Origin of the sequence: Pseudomonas sp. 5C2 (genome assembly GCF_034314155.1) — a bacterium.
Classification (GTDB): Bacteria; Pseudomonadota; Gammaproteobacteria; order Pseudomonadales; family Pseudomonadaceae; genus Aquipseudomonas.
Genome location: NZ_JAVIWH010000003.1, coordinates 602,142 through 625,905, shown reverse-complemented (window position 1 = coordinate 625,905; position 23,764 = coordinate 602,142). Strand labels below are relative to the sequence as shown.

At 52.8% G+C, this 23,764-nt stretch carries 21 protein-coding genes and 2 pseudogenes; 13 read left to right on the top strand and 10 right to left on the bottom strand.

The window, feature by feature from the left end:
• Nucleotides 1-40 precede the first annotated feature (40 nt).
• The 3 genes from RGU44_RS17670 to RGU44_RS17660 form a co-directional block, all read right to left on the bottom strand.
• A complete protein-coding gene (locus RGU44_RS17670; protein WP_322182563.1) occupies nucleotides 41-841 on the bottom strand; it encodes a carbon-nitrogen hydrolase family protein in 801 nt (266 codons plus the stop codon).
• Nucleotides 842-856: 15 nt separating this feature from the next.
• Nucleotides 857-2,536 carry a flavin monoamine oxidase family protein gene (locus RGU44_RS17665; RefSeq protein WP_322182560.1) on the bottom strand — a complete coding sequence of 560 codons (1,680 nt, stop codon included), beginning with the start codon at nucleotides 2,534-2,536 and terminating at the stop codon, nucleotides 857-859.
• Between the two features lie 178 nt (nucleotides 2,537-2,714).
• On the bottom strand, nucleotides 2,715-3,176 hold the full coding sequence (locus RGU44_RS17660; RefSeq protein ID WP_322278466.1) for an Lrp/AsnC family transcriptional regulator: 462 nt from the start codon (nucleotides 3,174-3,176) through the stop codon (nucleotides 2,715-2,717).
• Nucleotides 3,177-3,352: 176 nt separating this feature from the next.
• On the opposite strand from RGU44_RS17660, the gene RGU44_RS17655 reads away from it, so the two are divergent.
• Nucleotides 3,353-4,681: an MFS transporter gene (locus RGU44_RS17655; protein WP_322182558.1), complete on the top strand. Its 1,329-nt coding sequence runs from the start codon at nucleotides 3,353-3,355 to the stop codon at nucleotides 4,679-4,681.
• Nucleotides 4,682-4,722: 41 nt separating this feature from the next.
• Entirely contained in the window at nucleotides 4,723-5,331 is a 609-nt protein-coding gene (gene cysC / locus RGU44_RS17650; protein WP_322182556.1) for an adenylyl-sulfate kinase, read from the top strand.
• Nucleotides 5,332-5,347: 16 nt separating this feature from the next.
• Here cysC and RGU44_RS17645 read toward each other — a convergent pair whose 3' ends face one another.
• Entirely contained in the window at nucleotides 5,348-6,103 is a 756-nt protein-coding gene (locus RGU44_RS17645) for an anti-sigma factor (protein ID WP_322218332.1), read from the bottom strand.
• Complete coding sequence (locus RGU44_RS17640; RefSeq protein ID WP_322182551.1) at nucleotides 6,096-6,608, bottom strand: sigma-70 family RNA polymerase sigma factor; 513 nt, start codon at nucleotides 6,606-6,608, stop codon at nucleotides 6,096-6,098. Before RGU44_RS17640 ends, RGU44_RS17645 begins: the two co-directional genes overlap by 8 nt.
• Nucleotides 6,609-6,770: 162 nt before the next feature.
• Between RGU44_RS17640 and RGU44_RS17635 the strand changes: the two are divergent.
• The 8 genes and pseudogenes from RGU44_RS17635 (at nucleotide 6,771) to RGU44_RS17605 (ending at nucleotide 16,090) form a co-directional block, all read left to right on the top strand.
• Nucleotides 6,771-7,741 (top strand): annotated as a pseudogene (locus RGU44_RS17635) (metallophosphoesterase family protein).
• 13 nt (nucleotides 7,742-7,754) lie between these two features.
• Nucleotides 7,755-8,069: a cupredoxin family copper-binding protein gene (locus RGU44_RS17630; protein WP_322218329.1), complete on the top strand. Its 315-nt coding sequence runs from the start codon at nucleotides 7,755-7,757 to the stop codon at nucleotides 8,067-8,069.
• A gap of 405 nt (nucleotides 8,070-8,474) precedes the next feature.
• Nucleotides 8,475-9,191: pseudogene (locus RGU44_RS25155) on the top strand (HAMP domain-containing protein); the annotation flags it as partial.
• Between the two features lie 153 nt (nucleotides 9,192-9,344).
• On the top strand, nucleotides 9,345-10,049 hold the full coding sequence (locus tag RGU44_RS25150) for a methyl-accepting chemotaxis protein (RefSeq protein ID WP_416152021.1): 705 nt from the start codon (nucleotides 9,345-9,347) through the stop codon (nucleotides 10,047-10,049).
• A gap of 33 nt (nucleotides 10,050-10,082) precedes the next feature.
• Nucleotides 10,083-11,762 (top strand): methyl-accepting chemotaxis protein, encoded by a 1,680-nt coding sequence (locus RGU44_RS17620; RefSeq protein ID WP_416152020.1) that lies wholly within the window; start codon nucleotides 10,083-10,085, stop codon nucleotides 11,760-11,762.
• 89 nt (nucleotides 11,763-11,851) lie between these two features.
• Nucleotides 11,852-13,090, top strand: coding sequence for an HD-GYP domain-containing protein (locus RGU44_RS17615; protein ID WP_322278464.1), 1,239 nt, complete (start codon nucleotides 11,852-11,854; stop codon nucleotides 13,088-13,090).
• Nucleotides 13,091-13,580: 490 nt separating this feature from the next.
• On the top strand, nucleotides 13,581-15,263 hold the full coding sequence (locus RGU44_RS17610; protein WP_322278462.1) for an AAA family ATPase: 1,683 nt from the start codon (nucleotides 13,581-13,583) through the stop codon (nucleotides 15,261-15,263).
• Between the two features lie 50 nt (nucleotides 15,264-15,313).
• Complete coding sequence (locus RGU44_RS17605; RefSeq protein ID WP_322218326.1) at nucleotides 15,314-16,090, top strand: hypothetical protein; 777 nt, start codon at nucleotides 15,314-15,316, stop codon at nucleotides 16,088-16,090.
• Between the two features lie 577 nt (nucleotides 16,091-16,667).
• Here RGU44_RS17605 and RGU44_RS17600 read toward each other — a convergent pair.
• Together RGU44_RS17600 and RGU44_RS17595 are read right to left on the bottom strand one after the other, a co-directional pair.
• Nucleotides 16,668-17,186: a hypothetical protein gene (locus RGU44_RS17600; RefSeq protein ID WP_322218324.1), complete on the bottom strand. Its 519-nt coding sequence runs from the start codon at nucleotides 17,184-17,186 to the stop codon at nucleotides 16,668-16,670.
• 189 nt (nucleotides 17,187-17,375) lie between these two features.
• Nucleotides 17,376-18,928, bottom strand: a protein-coding gene (locus RGU44_RS17595) for an IS3-like element ISPpu4 family transposase (protein WP_250690811.1) whose coding sequence is annotated in 2 segments (ribosomal slippage) — nucleotides 17,376-18,466 and nucleotides 18,466-18,928 — 1,554 coding nt in all. Because the reading frame shifts where the segments join, the coding sequence is not laid out codon by codon here.
• Nucleotides 18,929-19,080: 152 nt separating this feature from the next.
• Here RGU44_RS17595 and RGU44_RS17590 point away from each other — a divergent pair.
• A complete protein-coding gene (locus RGU44_RS17590; protein WP_322218321.1) occupies nucleotides 19,081-19,308 on the top strand; it encodes a hypothetical protein in 228 nt (75 codons plus the stop codon).
• The gene (gene trfA / locus RGU44_RS17585; RefSeq protein WP_322218318.1) at nucleotides 19,301-20,152 is read left to right on the top strand and encodes a plasmid replication initiator TrfA; all 852 of its coding nucleotides are present in this window, start codon (nucleotides 19,301-19,303) and stop codon (nucleotides 20,150-20,152) included. The genes RGU44_RS17590 and trfA overlap by 8 nt, the downstream gene beginning before the upstream one ends.
• A gap of 394 nt (nucleotides 20,153-20,546) precedes the next feature.
• Here the strand turns inward: trfA and RGU44_RS17580 are convergent, their stop codons facing one another.
• Genes RGU44_RS17580 through RGU44_RS17570 form a run of 3 tightly spaced genes read right to left on the bottom strand, consistent with a single transcriptional unit; the run spans nucleotide 20,547 to nucleotide 21,809 of the window.
• Nucleotides 20,547-21,098 (bottom strand): hypothetical protein, encoded by a 552-nt coding sequence (locus tag RGU44_RS17580; RefSeq protein WP_322218315.1) that lies wholly within the window; start codon nucleotides 21,096-21,098, stop codon nucleotides 20,547-20,549.
• Nucleotides 21,099-21,140: 42 nt separating this feature from the next.
• Nucleotides 21,141-21,425 carry a hypothetical protein gene (locus RGU44_RS17575; RefSeq protein WP_322218312.1) on the bottom strand — a complete coding sequence of 95 codons (285 nt, stop codon included), beginning with the start codon at nucleotides 21,423-21,425 and terminating at the stop codon, nucleotides 21,141-21,143.
• 60 nt (nucleotides 21,426-21,485) lie between these two features.
• Nucleotides 21,486-21,809 (bottom strand): hypothetical protein, encoded by a 324-nt coding sequence (locus RGU44_RS17570; RefSeq protein WP_322218309.1) that lies wholly within the window; start codon nucleotides 21,807-21,809, stop codon nucleotides 21,486-21,488.
• 1,004 nt (nucleotides 21,810-22,813) lie between these two features.
• On the opposite strand from RGU44_RS17570, the gene RGU44_RS17565 reads away from it, so the two are divergent.
• Nucleotides 22,814-23,737, top strand: a complete 924-nt coding sequence (locus tag RGU44_RS17565) for a phage integrase N-terminal domain-containing protein (RefSeq protein WP_322218306.1) — start codon at nucleotides 22,814-22,816, stop codon at nucleotides 23,735-23,737.
• Nucleotides 23,738-23,764: the final 27 nt, after the last annotated feature.

The window sequence follows — 23,764 nt, the reverse complement described above, 5'->3', positions numbered from 1 at the left end:
GGGTCGGTATTGCTTTCGCAAAGAGCGCGACACGAACGGTTCAGCCTTTGCTCAGTCCTGCATACAGCGCCGGCCGTCGGTCCTTGAAGTAGCTGTTGATCGCGCGCGAGTCTTCCATCAACTGCCGATCCAGCGTGCCAATGATCAACGTTTCATCCCGTGCTGCTTGAGCGATTCGGCTGCCATCGGGTGCAGCGATGCTGCTCAGTCCGCAGTAGTGGATATCGCCTTCGCTGCCGCAGTAATTGGCGTAGGCCACATAGCACTGGTTTTCGAACGCGCGGGCGCGAACAGTGACCTCGGCAATGAAATCGTAGGGCACCATGTTCGCGGTCGGCACCAGAATCAGATCAGCGCCGGCCAAGGCCAGGCGCCGCGCATTTTCCGGGAACTCCAAGTCGTAGCAAATCAGCAGGCCGAGGCGCCAGCCATTCAATTCAACCACCGGGAAATCATCGCCACCGACGGCGAACATCGACTTATCCAACTCACCGTAAAGATGGGTCTTACGGTAATGACAGACGCTCCTGCCCTGGGCGTCAATCAGCTGTACGGCGTTGTAAATCTGCGCATCGCTGGCGCGTTCGGGGTAGCCATACAAAATGGCAATTCCCTCTGCCTGAGCGATGGCCGCCACCTGCTCGGCCGAGTGACCGTCACGGGTTTCGGCCAGCGAAAATGCTGCGGCCGCTCCGATGTTGTAACCGGTCAGGAACATCTCCGGGCAGACCAACAGGTCTGCCCCTTGTGCTGCGGCTTGAGACGCCTGTTGCGCCAGGCGATGCACGTTGCCGCTGACATCCAGCGGCAGCGGCGGGCATTGATACAGGGCGATGCGCATGTCCGTGTCTCCCTCTCAATCAGCGAGCGCGATAGGCCCGATTTCGTCGAAGACATCACCTGGGCCCGGATTCTCTGGGTGGGTGCTGCCGCCGAAGTGATTCATGATGCCCCACACCGCATTCAATGACGTCTGCACTGCGCCTTCAACCCAGGCAGGTGTCCACGACACGTCGTCCCCGGCGATGAAAATTCCGCGTTGTTCGCTGGGCATGTCCTGCTGCATGAAGTGCGCGTACATGCGCTGATTGTAGCGGTAGTGTCCCGGTAATGCGCCTTTGAAAGCCCCTAGGAAATGTGGGTCCGCTTCCCACGACACCGTGATCGGGTCGCCAATAATGCGCGCGGCGATGTCCACCTTCGGATAGATTTTTTTCAGCGCGTCCAGGGCCAGCTTCACCCGCTTTTCGATGGGCTGTGGGAGCATCTTCAGCGCGTCGCTCATCCACGAATAGGACAGGCAAATCACCCCCGGCTTGTCGTCGCCGTTATCAAACAGATACGTGCCGCGAGTGAGTCGGTCGGTGAGGGTCATGCTCATCAGGTCGCGACCGGTTTCCGGGTCTTTGTCCTTCCAGAACGGGCGGTCGACCATGACGAATGTTTTTGACGATTGCATGTAGCGCGTGCGGTCGAGTGCCATCCACATCTTCTGCGAGAACAACGACTCTTCGCATTCGATCTGGGTGGTCAGCAGCCAGCTTTGGCAGGTGGTCAGCACCGCTGCGTAGTGGCGGGTGTCGCCCCAGTTGTCGGTAACGGCAAAGCGGCCATCGTCAGCGCGAGCAATCCGTTTGACCCCGGTACGCGCTGCTCCGTGGTGCAACGACGAGAGGCTGGTGCCTGCTGGCCAATGAGCGCAACGTTCCGGCACATGGCGCCAGATGCCCAGTGGCACTTGTTCTACACCGCCGACGATCAGGTGTTGGTGATCGTCGCAGTTGGTCATGACGACGCGGAAAATTTCCAGCATCGAGTTGGGGAAGTCCGAGTCCCAGCCGCCGGTACCGAAGCCCACTTGGCCAAACACTTCGCGGTGGGTGAAGGACAGTTTGGCGAAGGCTTTGGATGTGGCGACGAAATCGTAAAACGTGCGGTCATCCCACAGGGGCACGAGAGTGTTCCACAGCTCTTTCAGGCGCGGCACATCGCGGTCACGGATGGCTTGCTGGATGTCGGCGAATTGCGAGCCGGCTTCCAGTGCATCGGCCCAGGCGTCGGCTACTTCCTGAAACAGTGCAGGAAGATCCGACAATTGTTGTGCGTAATACGTGGTGCCTTCCAGGTCGATCACCGTGCTGCCGGACGCGGGGGTCAGCGGGTTAGGGAAGGGTTTTGATTCGAGGCCGAGCTTGTCGACATAGTGATAAAACGCCGTGGACGACACCGGGAAACGCATCCCACCCAACTCGGCGATGATTCCTTCAGTGCCTTCAAACGCCTGCGAGCGTAAACGGCCGCCCATCTTCGAGGCTTCGTACACCACGGGCTTGAGGCCGAGCTTCATCAGCTCATAGGCAGCGACCAGGCCTGCGATGCCAGCGCCGACAATCGCCACTTCCTTGCCGTGGTTCTCGGCCGGAATACTGCCTAATCCGGCCGGATGCTCGATCCAGTCGTCGAAGGCGAAAGGAAAATCCGGGCCGAAAATAGTGATCGGTTTTTTACCGTCTGCAGGATGGCGATTATTATTCATGACTGACCTTGTTCGACTAGGGTGCAAAAGAATCAGTCTAGATAAGAGTCAGCACGTTAATAAGACGCAATGTGTCGTCGTTTTGCAGTTTTATGCTTCAATATGACGAAATAAATGGTCATATTGTCAGATGCCCCTGATTTTGTGGGCACGAAGACGCTTGTCGTTGCATCAGACGCTAAACGGGCTGCCCGCGATCAATCTTGCTACTGAGGATGATCGAGGTTGTGGTCTTCTCCACCCCATCGACGCTGCCAATCAAATCCAGCAACTGATCCAGCTGCTCAGGGGAGTCAGTGCGCAGCCACGCCACGTAATCGAACTCTCCGCTTACCGCACACAGCTGCTGCACTTGAGCCATGGTGCTGAGGCGACGTACGACTTCTTTGCCCGAACGCGGCTGCACGGTAATGCCGACATACGCTTGCAACCCGCCATCAACCACGCGTTGACTCAGGCGCACACCATAACCGGTGATGACCTTGGCTTTTTCCAGGCGGGCTAGGCGTGACGTCACCGTCGTTCTGGCAATCCCCAAATGTCGGGCAAGCATCGCGACGCTTTCGCGCGCGTTGATCTGCAGGGCTGCAATCAATTGGCGGTCGATTTCGTCAAGGGCGGGTGGGCGGCTATCGGGCAAGGTCATCTCCTTCAGTGCAGCGAGCATGTTACCTGCTCCGAGCGCAATTAGCCGCCGCAGCGATACTTGGTTATGATCCTGTTTTATGGCAGTTTGATATTGATTTGCGTTCCCTTGTATCGAGACGCCGAAATGAGAATGTCCTGATTTTCAGTACCGCCCAAGGTTCAGAATAAATGCAAGGCTCCGCTGCTCTTTTACCTGCTCCCTCGCCAGCGATGAAGTTGCTGGCACGTACCCGTGCGCACAAAAAGCGCATCGTGTGGGCGGCTTCCATTGGCAATGGTCTGGTGACCTATGACTTCACTGTTTACAGTTTTTCCGCAGTGATCATTGGCAAGTTGTTCTTCCCTTCTGACAGCGCACTTGCATCGCTACTAATGGCACTGCTCACCTTTGGTGCCGGGTTCGCGATGCGGCCAATTGGCGCGTTGTTTATCGGCAATCTGGCAGACCGCAAAGGACGCAAGGCAGGGCTCACCTTGTCCATCGTGTTGATGACGCTGGCCACCGGCATGATTGCATTTGCGCCGACCTATAACTCCATAGGCGTGGCGTCCATGCTGCTTATTGTTTGTGGTCGGTTGTTACAGGGGTTCGCAGCTGGGGGCGAGATTGGCGTCTCCTCTGTTGTGCTGATGGAGCTGGCCGCCAAGGGACGCCGCTGTTATGTGGTCAGTTGGCGCTCGGCCAGCCAGGCGGCGGCGGCACTGGCGGGTGCGCTGGTCGGGGCGTGCACAACGGCGATAATGACCCCTGAGGCGTTGCATCAATGGGGTTGGCGCATCCCGTTCATTTTGGGAATGCTGATCGGGCCAGTCGGTTGGTATATCCGTCGCAACATGGAAAATACTCCCATGAAAAGCCCTCATCGGTCATCGGTGAAGGCCATGCTGGCGCAGCATGCCCGTACGCTAGGGTTGGGGATACTGTTGATGGCCGCGCCCACGGCGGGTATCTATCTCATGGTGTATTACATGCCTATCTATCTGGTCGGCACGTTACATATGCTACCGATGGTCAGTCTGCTCTCAGCCTGCCTTTCAAGTACGCTGATTTTTATCGGCGTGCCGCTGCTGGCACGCGTCGCCGACAGGCAACGCCTGCGTAAGCCGATCCAGTACGCGACGATCATCAGTAGCATCGTGCTGGTGTATCCGGCTTTCTTTCTATTGACCAGAGGGATCGGACAAGTCTATTCATTACTGGTTATTGGCGGCTATTCGGCCTTGGTACTGTGCGGTAACGCTGCAACCACCGTGATGATATTGGAAGCTTTCCCTCGTCATCATCGGGCGACCGGTGTCTCAATGATCTACAGCTTGGGTACGACAACTTTTGGCGCTTTTTGTCCCTTTATTGTCGCTTGGCTGATTGGCGTAACCGGCAACCCAATGGTGCCCGCGTGGTATTTGTTGGCAGCTTTGTGCATCAGTTTGTTCGCCCTGGTCCAGTTTCCAGGCAACCAGGAACAATTACCGGCCAATCATGCCCGCGCGCTGTAATGCCGTGACTCGTAGCTCTTGTGCTCCACAGGATTCGGACGATGAATAACAACCTGACCGCCGTACCGCACTCGCTGACTGCGTCGGACCGCAACGCGCATTACGGCCATAGCGGCGCGGTATTGTGGCTGACCGGGCTCTCCGCTTCGGGTAAATCCTCTTTGTCCATGGCGCTGGAGTTCGCCCTGACGGAGATGGGGTACTCCTGCTATGTGCTTGACGGTGACAACGTGCGCAGAGGCCTGAATGCCAATCTCGGTTTCAGCGCCCAAGACAGAACCGAGAACATACGGCGAGTGGGGGAGGCTGCGGGCTTGTTTGCCGACGCGGGCTTGATTTGCATCACCGCGTTCATTTCCCCTTACCGAGAGGACCGTGCGCGTGCGCGTGATTCGATCGGGCAGATGTTTCACGAAGTTCATGTCGCAGCCGACCTGGCGACGTGCGAGGCCCGCGACCCCAAAGGGCTGTACAAGAAAGCGCATGCTGGCGAGCTGCTTGAATTCACCGGTGTCAGCGCGCCGTATGAAGCGCCGGAACATCCTGAGCTGACCCTGGACACGGGTAATGAATCGATCGCTGCGAGTCTGGAGAAGCTGGTTAACTACGTGACAGGTCATATCCCCCTTCGTAAACCGTCACGGAGCTGATCCTCAGCCGCTAAACCTACAGGCCCTTTCGAGTCAGTTGGCCCAAGACTTCCAGTTGTTGTTTGTCCAGATCGGAGACGATGATGAAACGCATGTGGTTCTGGCGCCAGGACACGATGTTATAGCCACGTTTTGATTGGCTTTGCAGTCCACTGTCTGCTTGTGTCGTCGGGACAACAAATGTGTTGATGATGTGTTTGTCATGGCGGTAGGAGAGTGCGGCTGCGGTCTGATGCTGCAGATAGTCCAAGCGTCCACCAAGGAGAGGGAATCCCTGGGCGGAGAAGTCATACACGGGCGGTGAAAAATCAAGCTTGCCAGTAAACCAGGGTTTGACGGTGTGTTTGTCGGAGGAAGCGATATCCATTAAATGCTCGCCCATGAGTGAGCGTACATGGCTTGAGACGGCTTCATCCGCCCAGATGTCGTCACTGGACGGGGTTTGTGCATAGAGGAATAGTGCTGCCGAAAATACTGCGGCCGACAAAACGGGGGCGCCCCAGTTGCATATCATCTTCCAGGCATTTGTCTTGGAAGAGGGCGGCGATTGAAGGCTGGAGCGTATGCTTTCGATAAGCGACACGGGCGCTCTGTAGTAGGGGGCGTGTGCCTTTACGGCGCTTGTCAGTCGTTTCATTTCACCAAGCCGCCGCGTACATTCGGAGCAGCCCACCAGATGCTCGGTAAGCCGTTCCTGCACTGGCGTTTCCAGCTCGTTGTCCAGATAGCCGTGCATCAGCGTATGGCACAGACCACAGTTCATATCATTCATGGCGGTACAACTTCATAAATTCAGTTTTGAGCATGGCTCGCGCACGTGCCAACCTCGACATGACCGTTCCCAACGGTACGTCAGTCACCTTCGCAATATCCTTGTAAGGCATGTCTTCCAATGCCTTTAAAACAATCACCTCACGGAACACCGGTGGCAAGGCCTTAAGCGCCTGCTGAAGGAGCACGATATCCTCCGCGCGTATGGCATCAATCTCCGGCGTCAGCGCATGACTGAGCGCCATATCATCTTCTGATATGCCTTCACCTATCGCGACCCATCGGTGGCCTGCCGAGGCCTTGAGCCAGTTATAGCTTTCATTGCGGACAATGGTCAGTAGCCACGCCTTGGCATTCCCGTCTTCAAAACGATGAAGGAATTTAAACGCCTTTAAAGCGCTTTCCTGCACAACATCATGTGCAGCACTTTCGTTGGCGGTGAGCCACCGGGCGAGGTTGTAAGCCGCGTCCATGTGGGGTGCTAACAGCTCATCAAAACGCTTCATATCGGCTGCGTGGCTCAGTCTCATCTCGTTATCAACTCTCATTCGGCCGGTTTTATTCCCTCATGCCGCAATATTTTTGATCGTGGAATAAAGATGCCCCTTCGCTAGTTATAGACCCTGACAGCCTGTTCACTACAAACCACACCTTCTTGAGGAGTCTTTATGAAAACGGGTCCGAACACACCTGAAGACGTGACCGATGAACGCCACGGTCTTAGCCGAAGAGAACTCTTGAAATGCTCGGCGTGGGCGGGCGCGGGGGTGCTATGGGTGATGAGCGGTGGCATTCCGCGTGCATTTGCATTGGATGATGCCGGGACGGTATTGAACGGAGGGGGACTGGCCAGTGATTTTCACTTTGTACAGATTAGCGACACGCATATCGGGTTCAACAAAGAAGCGAACCCCGAGCCGCTCAAAACATTACAACTGGCAATCGACAAGGTCGTCGCCCTGCCGAAAAAGCCCTCACTCATTTTGCACACAGGTGATATTACCCATCTCTCTAAAGAGGAAGAGTTCGACACCGCCGATCAGGTGCTGAAGCGCTTGCCGTCGACTGTGCACTATGTACCGGGCGAGCACGACACGCTTGATGAAGGTGGTGGCAAAGCGTATCTGGCTCGCTATGGCAAAGGCACAAAAGGCAACGGGTGGTACAGCTTCGATGACCATGGTGTGCATTTCATTGGCCTGGTGAATGTCTTTGATTTTCAGCCAGGTCGTGAAGCGACTCTTGGTGCTGATCAGTTGCAATGGTTGGCAGATGATTTACGCGCGGTAGCAACCAGCACGCCTGTCGTTGTGTTCACACACATCCCCCTGTGGACTATCTATCAGCCTTGGGGGTGGGAACCGAAGACGGTGATCAGGCGATCGCAATGCTTCGAAAATATGGCTCGGTGACGGTCCTCAATGGCCACATTCATCAAATCATTCAGAAGGTCGAGGGAAACATCACGTTCCACACTGCGCGCTCTACGTCATACCCTCAACCGGCTCCAGGCACTGCCCCCGCCCCCGGTCCTATGACCGTGCCTGCGGATCAGTTGCGTAATTATCTGGGGATCACCGACGTCAAGGCGACACAGGGCGATCACCCGTTGGCATTGATCAACTCAACGCTTGTTTAATGAACGTAACCCTATGAAAAAATATGCGCAGATACTTGCCCTGAGCGGTTTGTTTACCTCGGCATCAACGTGGGCGCAAGACATACAAATCGACATAAAAGAGTTCATGTATTCGCCGAAGGAGCTAACGGTTGCGGTTGGCACAAAAGTGACCTGGGTGAATGATGATCAGGTGCCCCACACGGTCGCTGAAGTGAATAAGGTGTTCCGATCAGGGGCACTGGATACCGGGGACTCTTTTTCCTACACGTTCTTGATACCCGGCACATTTGAGTACTTCTGCGTCTTGCATCCACAAATGATCGGGAGCGTCAGGGTGACTCAATAGGGGGGTAGGTGCTAGATGGCAAGGCCGTCACTGTGAACCCTCTGAAACGCAGAAAGCCGCGCAATGCGCGGCTTTCATGGCGTGAATGAGTCAGGTCCGGCAGTAGCGTCGGCTTCTTGCGCTGTCCTTAGCTGCCTAATCAGTTACGAAATGTGTCATTTGTTTCTGTGCAGCACTTGTACAAGTTTTTGTTTTTGTATAGCTTTGCTGCAGGCGGAGCAGAAAAAAGAAAATGGGCACTTTCTTCACGGCTACTTTTTATTCGTACGACGTAGTGCACGTTTGTTTCAATATAAGCGGGCTTGAGTATTTAAATAATATGACACTCTTTGCAGGCTTGGCGTTGTCATTCCACCTCTACTTGCACGAAGGATTAATGTTTTGAAGTTCAACATCGCACGCTTGATGCTCGGTAGCGCGACCGTACTCATCCTTGTCGCGCTGGGTCTCTCATTGTGGACGTCCTACCAAGTCAATCGGCTAGACGATTTGGGCAGCCAACTGGAGAAACTCAGCGAGGCTCAGGAAGGCGCGCAAGAACTGCGTTATCACACGGCGCAGGTGCAGCAGTTCTATACCGACGCCAGTTTGACCGGCGACCGAGAAGCGGCCAGCGAAGGCCACCAGCATTTCCAGCAGGCTCTCGAGAAGCTGATTGAGCTGAAACGTCTGGTTCCGGAACTGAGTCGCGAACTGGAGGCTGCGCGAGAGCCGATGGAGCGGCTTGATAACGTCGGCGAACAAATGTTTCAGGCGTACAGCGTTTCAGGCAAAGTCGCTGGCGATAAAGTAATGGAGGCGTTTGACAGGCATTCGGATGAGGTTATCCGCAGCTTTGCGGCCCTTCACGGACCCTTGGCTGAAAACTACAGAGCCAACCTGAGCATAACCGACACAGTGCGAGGGTCTCTTAAAGTTAACAATTTGTTGGCCTGGGCACTGGTGTTGGTGTTGATGCTTGGCACGCTATGGCTGATCAGTCGCCGCGTGCTGCCACCGCTAAATCACTTGTCGCGTTCATTGCGGGATTTGAGTGCAGGAACAGGCGACCTTAGCCATACCTTACATCAGGACAATGACGACGAAATCGGTGAAGTGGTCGCTGACTTCAATAAGTTTGTGGTTGGGCTGCGTCTGCAAATATCGACCGTGGCTGAAGTCGGTAATACCTTGGGTCACTCCTCTAACCAACTGGTCGATGACGCACAGGCTGCCGAGCAAAGCGCTGAAGTATTGCGCGTCGAAATTGAACAGGTGGCCACGGCTGTCAATCAGATGGCCGCCACTGTTCAAGGGGTTGCATCCAATGCCAAGGCCAGCTCCGCACAAACTGGCGATGCCGACCGCCAAGCGCAGGTGGCAATTGGTGTGATCAACCAGACAATTGCTGACATCCACACGTTGGCCCATGAGGTGCGGGGAGCGGCCGAGGTCATTCAAGCCCTGGAAACGCACTCGCGATCCATTGGTGGGGTTCTGGAGGTTATCCGCACTATTGCCGAACAGACCAACCTACTGGCGCTCAACGCCGCCATTGAAGCTGCGCGTGCGGGCGAACAAGGGCGCGGTTTTGCTGTGGTCGCCGATGAGGTGCGGACGCTGGCGAGTCGAACGCAGGCTTCAACCCAAGAAATTCAAGGCATGATAGAGCGGCTGCAAAATACGTCCAGGCAAGCAGTAAAGGTCATGGAAGACAGTTGTGGATATGCCGAAAAAGGTGTCGCGCAGGTTGAGTCAGCGGGGCAAGCTCTAATCAGTATCAGCACGCTGGTGGCATCCGTTTCGGAGATGAGTTTGCAGATCGCCGAGGCCGCACGCGAACAATCGACAGTCAGTGACGAAATCAACCAACGCATCAGTAATGTGGCCGACGTGGCGGGGCGGACTGCCAAGCTGTCTGAAAGCACACTGGCCCGTGGTAAGGCTGCCGGTGAAGATGCCAGGCGGCTAGGACAAATCGTGAGTCAGTTTAAACTTTGATGGGCTGTGTTTGACACAATATTCACATCAACGATGTCACGGTGGAATTACCGTGTAAGTGCGTCACCTAACAACAATAAGGTACTTATCATGACGCTAAGAAATATCAGACTGACTACAAGAGCACTCCTCAGTTTTGGCATTATCTGTCTCCTCCTGGTAGGGCTTGGTGGCACAGAACTCTATAAAATGAACGCCATTAATACATCAGCGCTTGATCTTCAAACCGACTGGTTACCCAGTGTGCGCCAGGCCTCAAGGATCGAAGCTGCCGGCCTGCTTTATCGTCTTGATGCACGGCGTTTCGTTATGGATGACGACCGCCAAAGTGCCAGTTCACGAGAAAAGTTGAACGCGTTGAAAGCGACGTTGACACAGCTTTCCGACGCGTATGCTCCGCTTGTTTCCAGTCCCAAAGAAGGGGATAAATATAAACAAGTCAGCCGCAACGTCGCGGCATACGAAGCCAAAATTGACGAACTCATGGAACTCAGTAAAACGAAGCCTGTTGCTGAACTCACAGTGTTCATCCGCGACATCACCAGTCCTTCGGCAAAAGCGTTGCAGTCCTCAGTTGAGGACTTGATCCGTCTGAATGAAGACGGCGCTGAGCTGTCGGGCCAAAGTGCACGTGAAAGTTTTGACAGTGGATTGACGCTGACCATCATGTTTGTCGTTGTCGCGGTTATTATCACGGTCCTGGTGGCGGTTGCGTTTACTCGCAGCATTACTGTGCCTGTTCTGGCGCTGCTGGGTGCCACTAAGCAAGTCGCCGCAGGGGACCTGAGGGCCACCGTAGAGGTCACGGGTTCAGATGAACTGACGGACCTTCAAACTGCGACGGCGGCGATGCTTCTAAGTCTTAAAACTACGATCCAGCATATCTCTGACTCCTCCAGCCAACTGGCCTCCGCCGCAGAAGAGATGAGCGCGGTCACGAAGGAGTCGACCGCCGGCATCCAGCAACAAAGTATGGAAACCGAGCAAGCGGCGACCGCTGTTAATGAAATGACAGCCGCCGTGGAGGAGGTCGCGCGCAATGCCGTTTCGGCATCGCACTCGACGCAGGCGTCCGAGCGCTCGGCTAAAACCGGGCAGGAAAGAGTTAGTCAGACCATTGGCTCGATTGAGAAGCTCAATTCGAGTGTCGATCAAACCAGTACTGAAGTGGAAGATCTGGCCCGGCAGGCTCAGGACATTGCCAAGGTACTTGATGTCATTCGTTCAATCGCGGAGCAAACCAACCTGCTGGCATTGAATGCCGCCATTGAGGCCGCACGTGCGGGCGAGCAAGGCCGTGGATTTGCTGTCGTAGCCGATGAAGTCAGGGCGCTTGCGCATCGTACTCAAGCGTCTACCCACGAGATCGAGCAAATGATCCAGGTCATACAGGCCGGGTCGCATAAAGCGGTGCAATCGATGAAACAAAGCAGCGGAGACGCGACGGCCACGCTTTCGATTGCCCATGAAGCCGGGGTTGCCATATCGGAAATAGCGGCGGCCATTTCCGATATTAATGAACGGAACCTGTTGATCGCGACAGCCTCGGAAGAACAGGCTCACGTGGCGCGATCAGTGGATCAGAACCTCGTCAGTATTCGCAACCTCTCCATCCAGAGTTCATCGGCGGCCAGCCAGACATCGGTGGCCAGTGGTGAGCTTTCCAGGCTCGCGGCAGACCTGAACAGACTGGTGTCGAGATTTACTGTTTAAACGGATGACCGGGGACCTTTCAGGGACCGGCTTAATTGACATTCCGTAGATCGGTAGTGCCCACGTTTCATTACAGGCCGGTGTTCATCGTGCTTAGACGTATTGCAGTTACCGAGCTCTGCCTCGGGATGTACATTCATAAGTTCTGCGGCTCATGGGTAGACCACTCTTTCTGGAAACCCAGCTTTCTGCTCAAAAGTGAAAGCGAATTGCAGCGGATTCTCGCATCCAATCTCTCCGAGTTGTGGATTGATACGGACAAGGGGAGCGACACAGGCGCGGCTCAAGTATCTGAGACAAGCGATACAGCGACTCAAACGCCTGCGCAGGTAACAGATGGCTTTACGCTGCCTCAAGTCTCCATGCAGGAGGAAATATCACAGGCGCTGAAGCTGTGTTCTCGCTCCAAGGCAGCCGTTGTCGAGATGTTCAGTGATTTGCGCATGGGCCGTGCTGTCGAGCTGGAAGGCATAGGCGGACTGGTTGAGGACATATCCAACTCGTTACTGCGTAATTCTCATGCGCTGATCAGTGTGGCGCGCTTGAAACAGTCCGACGAATACACGTACATGCATTCGGTCGCTGTTTGCGGGTTGATGATTGCGTTAGCCCGCCAGCTGGGTTTCCCGGCCGATCAGGTCAAGGAAGCCGGGATGGCGGGATTGCTGCATGACGTGGGTAAGTTGGCTATACCCATTGCCATACTCAACAAGCCCAGCAAACTCAGTGATACCGAGTTCGATACCATGCGCGGCCACCCCGAGGCTGGCGCAGAGATGTTGCTGGGGAGCCGACACTTCAGTTCTCTGGTACTGGATGTGTGTCTTCACCATCACGAAAAATACGATGGCAGTGGTTACCCTCATCGGCTCGCGGGCGAGCAGATCAGTCTGTTTGCCCGGATGGGAGCCGTCTGTGATGTCTATGACGCGATAACGTCTGATCGCCCGTATAAAAAAGGCTGGTGCCCTGCGGACTCAATTCGAAAAATGGCCGAATGGAACGGCCATTTCGACAAGAAAATATTCCAGGCATTTGTCAAATGCATCGGCATCTATCCGGTCGGCACCTTGGTTCGCCTGGAAAGCGGACGCATCGGTGTGGTCATTGAGCAGCATGACAAGTCGCTGCTGACGCCGAAAGTGAAGGTGTTCTTTTCGGCTCGATCCAGAATGCCCATTGAGCAAACCATAGTGGATCTGGCCAAGCGGGCGGTGGAGGACAGAATTATCAGTCGCGAGAAAGTTGAAGATTGGGGCTTCAAAGGCATCGACGAACTTTGGTCAGGCCTGGAGGCCAGTAAGACATCACATTTCGACCCCAAGTAGAAAGGCCTGTAATGAGGCGTGGCAGGGATCGATCCTGGGCCAAGCCCAATGGTGTCCAAAAACACAAAAGCCGCGCAATGCGCGGCTTTTTGTATGGTGGGCCCAGTAGGACTCGAACCTACGACCAAGGGATTATGAGTCGCCGACTGATGCACCGAGGCCACCAAAGCTTAGGCTAGGTAGGTGAAGGGTACAATAGAGTTAACTGGTTGATTGCATATAGGTATGGCTAGTTTTCGCTCGGTGGGTGAAGCTGGGCACTGTACCGCTGCTGTACCTTTTCAAAAGCTAAGGAGGCTAGCATCTAGGTGCACTCGCAGCTTCCTTTGGCAAGGCTTCCGAGAGCTTACGAGCCTGCATTCCGCGATTTGAGAGATTGAAAAGCTTGCAGCTTGGTTAGAGAAATAAGAAAGGTTTGTCCGCAGGGTGATCTGCGCAGAGAGTGAATTTTTGGTTTTTTGGAAATTAGGGAGTTTTATAGTTGAAGCTGATGCTATATACGGTTGCTCCTGGAATGCTCGAGCCAGATTGTGGGGCGATTTTTGCCACCAATATCAACTGGAATGATTTTGGGTATAATTTTAATGCCTGTCTGCGAATTAAAGTAGACGGACTGGTCTCTGACTTCTCAATAAAAATCTTGCCATTTATTGAAGACTCTCCGGTAAATAGCGTTGATGCTTGGATAAAGTATCGTACGGCAGTTCAAAATAAGACGGAAAAGCCAAAAGCAGCAAACGTTATTTTTCCAGGGTTTGTGTCTGTTTTTTCCTCAGTGAAAAGTTACCGAGAATTAGCGGCCGCCTTGCCCCGTGTAGAGTATGAAGAACTTTTAGGTGCTCTGAAGGAGATTAATTATCTTCATCATGATGGCGAAATAGCTTCAGATGTCTTTGAGAAAATAATTGAGTGCGAGCAATTTGCTACAGCCGTGCTTAGGGATGCGTCCGCATATAAGTCTTTTAGGTTTGGGTTCTATTCATCAAATTTTCTAGAGCCACCGGAAGACGCTCGAATAAAATTTTTGTACACGGCTAAACTTAACGGTTTTGATGGCGCTCACTCGGTAGATTTTACTTATTCTGATATAGATATAATGTCTGATCGAGTACATTGTCTGATAGGAACTAATGGAGTAGGAAAGACTAGCTACCTTAAAAGCTTAGTGCAGGGATGTTTGAAGAGAGTCAATTCACTTGCACCTAACGGTATAGCAACCTCATTGTATGATGCGAGTGGTGATGTTGTTCAAGGAGGCGTAGATGAATTTCAAGGTGATTGGCAAAATCTCCCTGCTTATAGTCGTTTGAACGTATACTCAACAGACCCTTATAACGCATTGCCTCGCAAGGCAAGTGTGCAAGGATGTTTTGATTATCGCTATTTTGATATGGGGCTTGAAGATGAGGGCGCTCTTACGCAGTTTCTGGCGGATATAATTAGAGATGAGGAGGCAATTGGTCAATCAGACAGGTTTGTTTTGCTCAAAAAGATAATTCAAAAAATAATTCCCGCAGCGCAACTGATGATTCCCGTTAAGCCAAATCTTCAGAATGCCTCTAAAGTCATAGATGAAAAAGGTCACCACTGGGTTCCTATAGGAGCGATCCGAGGGGGGGAGCTTCGGAAGCTAGAGATTATTGGTCTTATTGATGTCTCAAGGGATCTCTCGTTTCGTATAGGGGCCGCGCTGACTACACCGTTAAGCAGCGGTCAGAAAATGTATCTCCGATTTGCCACGCATTTTTTAACTACGGCTAGTGAGGGAATGCTAATTCTCATAGACGAGCCGGAGACTCATTTACATCCAAATCTCATCACTGAGTTCATGAATTTACTGTATCTTGTTTTAGATGCTACTCGTTCTGTCGCAGTGATAGCGACGCACTCTGCATATGTTGTTAGAGAGGTCCCATCGCATTGTGTGAATGTCTTCAAGTTGGGTGAGGAAAATGAGGTAAGTACTGAGAAAGTATACTTGCATACCTTGGGGGCGAATGTGAGCTCGATATCTAACGCAGTGTTTGGGGATAGCTTGGTTCAATCATTTACAGATCGTATCGCTAAACAAATTTCCGAATCTGGGCTAAGTGTTGAGCAGGTTATTGATCGGTATAGAGGTTTTTTAAGTATGGATATGCTTGTGAAAATTAGAGAATTTATGCGAGATTAAGGAGAGTCGCTTTGCAGTCTCTAATATATAAGCGCGTGCGCGACCGATCAATGCTTGATGCTATTGTTGCGCATTATACTGTTTTAGATTCGATTAAGGCTGATCTGGGGCGAGCATATCGCAGTTACGTCGTCAATAAAGCTTCGCCTGGCATCGTCCCTATTACTATTTCGCAAGATCAAGAGCATGCTCTTGGCTTGGCCTACACTTCGAGGCCTGAAGCAGCAGGATTGAAGTGGATCGACGGTATAAATTATAACGCTCTGCTAAGCTGCCCATTTTGTGGTGGTGATGGAGCGAGAACAATCGAGCACTATCTCCCACAAGCATCGTATCCGGAGTTTTCGGTTTTTAGCTTGAACTTAATGCCTTCGTGCGGGGATTGCAACAGAAAACGAAATGATGCAAATAAGCATGGGGCTGAGATTAAACTGCTACATCCTTATTTCGATTGGCATCTTTTGGATAAACTAGATCTCTATACGTCGATAGATTTTATGTCTGGTGTGCCTAGGTTCGAGCTGGAGTATGATCGAGAGGAGCTCGATGATGAGCAGCAAGAGAGGATCGATCATCATATTAAGATTAATGTGGATTGGATTTCGTTTATAAATAAAACATTGGCAGAGCTTGAGGTGCTTAAGGTTGAAGCTGAGAAGTATAGTGGGGTTGATGACTTTCTGAGAAGGTGCGTTGACGATAAAGTTTATTTGTACGATAGAGTCGGCGCTGTGAATTCATGGGGTCAAGCATTGTGTAAAGGTATATTAAAGCTAACTGAGGTGGAGGTTGCGTGTGTTTTTGGGTGTTATTTTGGAAAAAGGTAGATTATTTGGTTGCTGTTTTTAGTTTCTGATTCCTGACAATGCTCAAGCACAACGCTCAGCCAGGCAAAAGCCTCTATGTGTGGCAAGAGGTAAAGATGGGATTTGGCGATGCTCACAGCCAGCTCCACCTGGAGAGCGAAGCTGGGGGGCGCGACGGTGTAATTGAGACCAAGCTGGCAGGGTTAACCGCTCGAACTGGCCAGTTAAGACGGCTGAGAGTCGGGGGGCAGGGGCCTTCAGGGCGGTTAAACAAGAGTTAGCCGACTAAACTACTCAATTAACTCTTGGTTAACTGGTTAGCTCTGTTGAAGCTGGGCACAACAACCGCTGTTGTACCTTCGCGAAGTGGCTTGCCTCAAGTCGAGTCACTGTCAAACGATATTCAGCCTTCGTCGAAACCATCGAGGTGATAGACCTAATCCAAGGGCATATCTGCCTGCGTGGGGGAGGGGGATAGCCATTATCTCGCTGGCGCCTTTTAATTTACCGGGCGCGGCAATTACGGAGACGGGGGATTTGAACCCCCGTTTAGTCAATATACCTTAAGGCTTTCGGTACTCAAGCTGTCATTTTGTTGTCATTCGAAGTCCATCTTCGGAACTAGGCTTGCGTAGTAATAATCATGAAGGCCAATAGACCAGAGATTGTTGATGTTAGTCAGATAGGTTCTGATCAATTGGTTTGACGTATGAATGATATAGCCAGTGTCGGTTACGATAGTTTTAATATTGAACGACCAGAAATCACCGTCAACGCTCGAGCAAATGCTTTCCCACTTTCTGTGAAACTCGGGAGTTTTTGCCTGAGGGTTATCTTCATCGACTATGATCGTAACTCCGCCCTTACGTTCGCCGATAAACTTAACAGGAGATAAAATTCCCGAAACTAAAGCATCTTCCAACACTTCAATAATACGAGTGTCGTGGTCTTCATCCCAAATGAGCCCAATCCGTTGAATTTTTGGGGTGTCGAGAACGTTCAGGTGCTCATCGCGAGCTTGCAGAGCACTAAGTACCGAATAGTGAGCGCCGCGCCCAATTTTCCCAATGGGAGCAGTCTCGTCATATTCGGTGTGAAAGTATTTTGAATAATCCATAGGAGGAGTCTCTTTTATGCGGTTGTCATGCAAAAGGCAGATTTTTCGAATCTGACTTGGTTCGGAAGTTGAAAATACTTGATTTTCTTATAGTGTCAATTCGATTTTTAAGCGCTGAGTTGAGTGTTCTCAGGTTCTCTGCTTTTCCCCCGCGGCGTTTTGCAAGGTAGTTGTCGCGTCAGCTGTGTTTTATGCGGCTATTTTCAGTGTCGGTAACTCCCTTTCCGGATTGAGTGTGACCGCGCCGATGGGCTGCCAATTGCGTGTCGCACCTGACCAGCGATGTGGATGTTGATTACGAGCTTGCTGATACAGGGCATGACGCTTGGCCAAGATCTCTTGATCATCTCCTCGATGACGCTGCGCCGGGGTCACGAAGCGGATGCGGCTGTGGCGGTGTTGGTGGTTGTACCAGCGGATAAAATCGCGCACCCAGCTGCGTGCCGCGTCCAAATCTGCAAAACCACCAGGAGGCCATTGCGGGCAATATTTCAGGGTTCTAAACAGCGATTCTGAGTAGGGATTATCGTTACTCACCCGTGGTCGTCCGCGTGACGGGGTGATGCCGAGTTCGTACAGTTTGCTCAGCAACGTCACCGATTTCATCGGTGCACCGTTGTCCGAGTGCAGCACTAGGGGCCGTCCGGCGCAGCGTTCGGTGAGCACGGTGCGCTGCATCAGTTCGGCCGCCAGCTCGCCACTTTCTTGCTCGTAAACTTCCCAGCCCACGGCCTTTCGGCTGTAGATGTCCTCGATCAAATACAGATAGTAGTACTTCCCACGCACTGGCGATGGCAAGTAGGTGATGTCCCAAGACCAGACCTTATTGGCTGTGGTTGCGCTGTGAGTTGTCGGCGCAGCATGCTTGTGCGGTGCATGGCTGCGGCCACGTCGGTGCTGCTGATCAGCTTCCTTCAGGACGCGGTAAAAGGTTGCCTCTGAGGCCAGATAACGACCTTGATCGGCCAGTATCGGGACGATCTGGCTGGGCGGCAGGCTGACGAATGGCGGACTGTTGCAGACCTCTAAAATAGCGCAACGCTCCTGTTCACTCAGGGCATTAAGTGGTCGCGGACGTGACGTGGTGGTGCGCACGTCGGCCTGCATCACAGGCGTCAGCGCCCAGCGTTGCAGGCTGCGCAGCGACAGCCCGATCTCCGCGCTGGCAATAGTTTTGCGTGCACCAGAAGCAACGGCTTGGTTAAAACGTTCAACGAGTTGTTGCCGTTCTGGCAGCGAGGTCAGACGTCCTCGCTGTCGTTTCCCCAGAAGGCATTCATCTTTTTTCGCAGCACCAGAATCGCGGCGGTTTCTGCGAGCGCCTTGTCCTTGCGCCGCAGTTCACGCTCCAACTCGGCGATGCGTTTTTTGTCGGCGCGCGCCTGTTCTCGCTCGGCCTGGCGCTGTGCCTGGGCTGTTAGCTGGCCACTGATGCAGGCCTGTCGCCAAGCGCCGATTTGCTCGGGGTACAAACCCTTGCTGCGACAGTATTCGCTAAGCTCGATCTCGCTCAACGTGGCCGTGTGCAACACCGCTGCGAACTTGGCTTCAGCCGACCAGTTATCGGCACTGCTTTTATCTCCGGGCACCACTGCGCCTCCTGCTTTGAGCTTGGTTCGCCAAGCATACAGGGTGGCTTGAGAGATGCCTTCTTGACGCGACAACTCGGCCACGGACATGTTTTGAGGCGGCAGCAATTTGTTGATAAGGGCCGCTTTACGCTCAGGTGAATAGCTCGACATTACAGCTCTCTTTGGCGCCCCCGATCTATCGTTTTGATAAATCAGCTCAGGCGACAACTAGCCTGACACCGGGGGCCCGGATGAAAACGTATGAAAAAAGGGGCATCGCTCAAGACTATTAGAGAAGACATCCACTCACGGAGCTTTCTCCTATGCTTTCTTGCCAAGAAAAAATTGAATTACAGATCCTTGAACGTTTTGGACCACTCGTAACCTTAGAACAGTTGGCAGAGCTTCTTCATCGCCAACCCGGAGGCCTTGCTTGGAGTTTAAGCCAAGAGGGCGAGTTCTCGGGTGCAATCAACGCTACCCGCGTAAAGCTTGGTCGCCGAAGTTATTTCCGCACCTCGGAGCTGGCCGGAATTATCGCGAATGGGTAACCAGAGCTTGAAACATCGGATGATGCTTGTAAAAGGCAACCCCGATTGCATCCTGGGTGATACGCGTCCGGAGGATTGGACTGACTTAATGCGTGCCGTCCCAAACAGTTTACTCCGCTCCGCACTTTTCGCCGGGGTAAGGGGCAGCCAGCGCTTTCTGGAAAAGGTAGAAATTTGTACAACAGCCGGTACAAAAATCACTTATACAGGCCCCCAACTCAATCAGGGCGACCTTGATGTATGGCTAGCGTTGTTATTAGTTGCTCGTCGGGGCGGCCGATGGTCAGAGTGCCACACCACCGCATACCAACTGCTGAAAACTCTTGGCATTACCGACACAGGTAAAAATCGACTACAGCTGAGCCGTAGCCTAAGCAGGCTAGAGGCTACTGCACTCAACCTTAAATCATCAAAATATAATTATGAGGGCAGACTAATAAACGAGCTGGCTCGGGATGAGAAAACCAAAAAATTCGTCATAAGACTTAATCCTAGCTTAAGTGCCCTCTTCGGTTATGACCAATACACCAGAATCAATTGGAAAGTCCGCCACGAACTGGCTGGAAAACCGTTAGCGCAGTGGTTGCAGGGATACTATTCCAGCCATGCAAATCCCTTCCCAGTGCGCGTGGAAACCCTGCATGGCCTATGCGGCAGTGCGGCAAAGGTCGCAAGGGATTTCAAAAAGGATTTGCTCCGGTCATTAGAGTCAATACGGATCGCTAGCGAAAAATACGGACTGAACTTCAATTATGAGGTTCGCGACAGCCTCATCTGTATCAATAAAAGCGGTGGGGCTTTTCAGAAACGTCACCTTAGCAGGAACGATAATGCGGAGAGATAAGCACCGTCCCAACACCCCCTCTATACCTGTCTCCCCTGCCCCCACGTGCCGTTCGTGCCCCCTGCGAATGCCGTTCACCGCCCCCAAAATTACCGTTCTTTCGCCCCTGGGTATACCGTTCCTGCCCCCCCGAAAGATTGAGTTAAGATCCTTCAACAGTCACCATTTTCGGCGCTCTGGGGCTAGATACCTGTTACGACTAATCTGTTTTTAATCATAATTAATCATTATTTAATCAAAAACCGATCTTCGTGGCGGTATCCACATCATACGGACACCGTTCTTTTATCATCCTGAAAACACTCGAAGCGACGCTACATAGAGATGCATGACTGGTCGTACTACGCACGAGCAACCTTTATCAGCCTTCACGCCGCTTAGATTGATGTTGAGCCTATTTTGCCTCCCATCCTGCACTTGTTAGTTTTATTGTGGCCTCAGCGCTCTGAGGTCCTTGATGAATCAGGTTCATCTCAGGGTAGTGGTACGTAATGCCAGAGTTGACTACCCAATTCATCGGCACCACCTGATAAGTGTATTGGACTACCGCTTCCTTGTAGTCGCCGTTACTCGTAGGACCATCCCACTTAACCACCTCAGCGAGCACCTTTTTTCCCCAACAAATATCACGTCCGATCATAAAGGGTTTGGCCTTCTTGCTTGGGGTGTAGAGAGCGGTTGGGATCCTCAAACCGCCAGCCATAATCACCGTATCCTTGCTATTCACCAGTCCCTCTACTTCCAAATAGCTGAACGTTAGCGCTTTGCGCGACTTCATTCTCATATCGAAGGCGGTCACCTCGATCGGCCACTTCTTTATTCCTAGGCAGAGGTGTCCCGTAGCTTCCAAGTCCTGAGAGATGGCGTTTGCAAAGTCGGCTTTGTAGTTATCACACCCAGCTATAGATAGCGTGAAAACGGCCAACACAGCGATATACTTCTTCATAGGGTCCCTGTCAGTTCAGATTATTTTGAGAAAGGTGCCACATCAGTTCCCAACTACGCTGGCTAAGCTCCGTAGGATTGCGATGCGTTGGCGATCACTAATCCCCTGCAGGTTGTTGAGCCGAGCTGCGATCAGCTCAGCTTCGACAAACGAGTTGAGGGTTGGATGGTTTAGTGCAACGGGGGCAAGGAAACCCTGCGCAATCGCGACTAAGACGGGGTTATCCATGCGTCCAACCGCGACATGTGCCACGGCGTCGAGACTGTTCAGTTGCGCGTCGAGGTCGAACACCATGTCACTGGTAATCGTGTGGCAGGGGGTAAACATACTGGCTTTCCTCGTCATTGTTCCTGGGTGAGCCTGTAGCTTCAGACCAGTTCGACTGTGTCACCAGCCTCCCCCAACTAGCAGCGGCAGCAATTCGTTGCCGACATAGCTTCCGAGAATCGCCGCATTGAAAAAAACGACTTTGTGCCTCCAGGCAGGCTGTCCATTACGCACACCTACATAAAGAAAAATCGTCGCGCCGACCAGCAGCTCGAACGAAACCACTTGGGCACTGAACAGCATATCGAGCGTACGGCTGCCCACCGTGGCCATCGGAAACCAAGCTCCTCCGGCGGTAAGGGCAAAGACGAAAGCACTGACCGCCACAACAGCAAAACGCCAAGGTGCAAAAACCAAGCAAAAAACGCGGATTTTTTGAGTCAAGGGTCATCTCCAGATGTGTTGGGGAGATGCCATCGTTTTACTAAATGCGGTGTGTCACCAGCGCCCTTTTTGGCACCTCGATTAATTGCGAGCCTTCGCAGCCGATTCACTCGAACACATCAGGGGGTAACCGACCCTATAAATGCGTGATCGATAAGAGCCATAAGCACTCTCTTTTTTCGCGAAGCAAAAAAAGAGAGTGCGTGCAAACATCAGCACAAAACCTTTATTTTTCAGAATTAGATCTACCTCACAGCATTAAAAACCACGATATGTAAAAATGATTATGTCTGGTGAACACAATTTTTCGCACGTCTGATGAGCCGGTTACGGCGAAACCCGTTGGGTCACGTGCTAAGGGTTTGTCCTCTTCATCTGGGACCGCCGCCTGGTCAGCCACTCCACGCCATTCGTGGGAAGGACCCAGGTCATGCCGCCACCCCCCTTGCCATTCAGGGGGGGTGGCGCTTACAGATCGAGGGTGTTTGTACCTCTGCCCTCGACTCGTTGACTGCACACTTCTTTCAATGGGTGAAACAGGGTGCCAAATCCAACCATGAGATCTCGGTGGTCGGAGGGAAGTGTTGGTTGAGATCGAATGAAGCGCATAGCGCTTTCCGCCTGAGGTGTGGTCGGCCAGCGGAGGTCGTCGGTCGTGACGGGGGCTTACGGCGTCTGTCACACATGAACGCATCACGTAACGTCCAGGACGGTGGCAGTCATGGGGCGCACGTTGCGGAAATCTGCGATACCGCATTGAAGGCTGTAGCGCGCGGTGTGGGTAAAGGCACAGGTTTGTTTGAGCTTGCTCGCACCTCAACCTATTACCCACCACTGTGCTGGCAATTGCCATCGATGCACACCAGCCTGGCAGGCTGGCCGGAACCGCTACGCGGTTGTCCGCCCCCTCGGGGTGTTTTTAGATGCGGGAAACCGTGTTCATCAGCAGCAAGTCCGCTTTCAAGTACGCCAAAACCGCGCAAACATTTCGCATGAGGTGATCAATGGCTGGCTGGAAATCGTCTCTGGCAACCGTTCTCAAAAAACATAATGGTATCAAAGCGACTGATGGAACCAAGGCCAGTTTTGAAACCATGGAGAAACGCGCAGCTGTGTTGTTCAGCGCGTTCACCGATTTGCGGACGCTGGGTTACAAACTTAATGATGCTCAGCAGCTCAAAGGGCGTCATGTTGAGGCCTTGACTAGGCACTGGCTAGCCAAGGGTTTGGCAGCCTCGACATTGCAAAACAACCTGTCGACGCTACGCACGTTCTCTGCTTGGATCGGAAAGGAGGGCATGGTCGAGGGCACTGCCAGCTACTTTCAGAATGGCGAAGCCTCGCGCAGCTCTATCAACACCGCCGATAAATCCTGGTCGGCCAACGGCGTCAGCCTAGAGGCCAAGCTGGCCGAGCTACAACTCATTGATGAGCGAGTGGCGCTACAAATCGAGCTACAAGCGACGTTCGGACTCCGGGTCAAAGAATCCGTCATGTTGCGCCCTCATCTGGCCGACAAGGGCGCCTACCTGGCAATCAGCATCGGCACTAAGGGCGGGCGGGACCGAACAGTACCGATCGACAGCGAAAAAAAGCGCGAACTGCTGGACCGAGCGAAAACATTCGCCGGCCGCCCTACCGCAAGCACCGCAGCGCCAGAGCTATCCCTAAAGCAGGCGCTGGGTCATTACAGCCGAGTACTCAGAAACGTTGGCATCACCAAGGCCACAGCCGGGGTCACTTCTCATGGATTGCGCCACAACTATGCCAACGATCGTTACAAACACTATGCCGGTGTAGATTCTCCCGTGCGCGGAGGCTCTTTAGCAGAGCTTAATCGGGAGTTGGATCGAACTGCACGGCTTGAGGTATCGGAAGAACTCGGGCATTCCCGAGAGTCCGTTTCGACTCATTATTTGGGGCGTTAATACTAAGATAGCGCCATGGAAAAACCA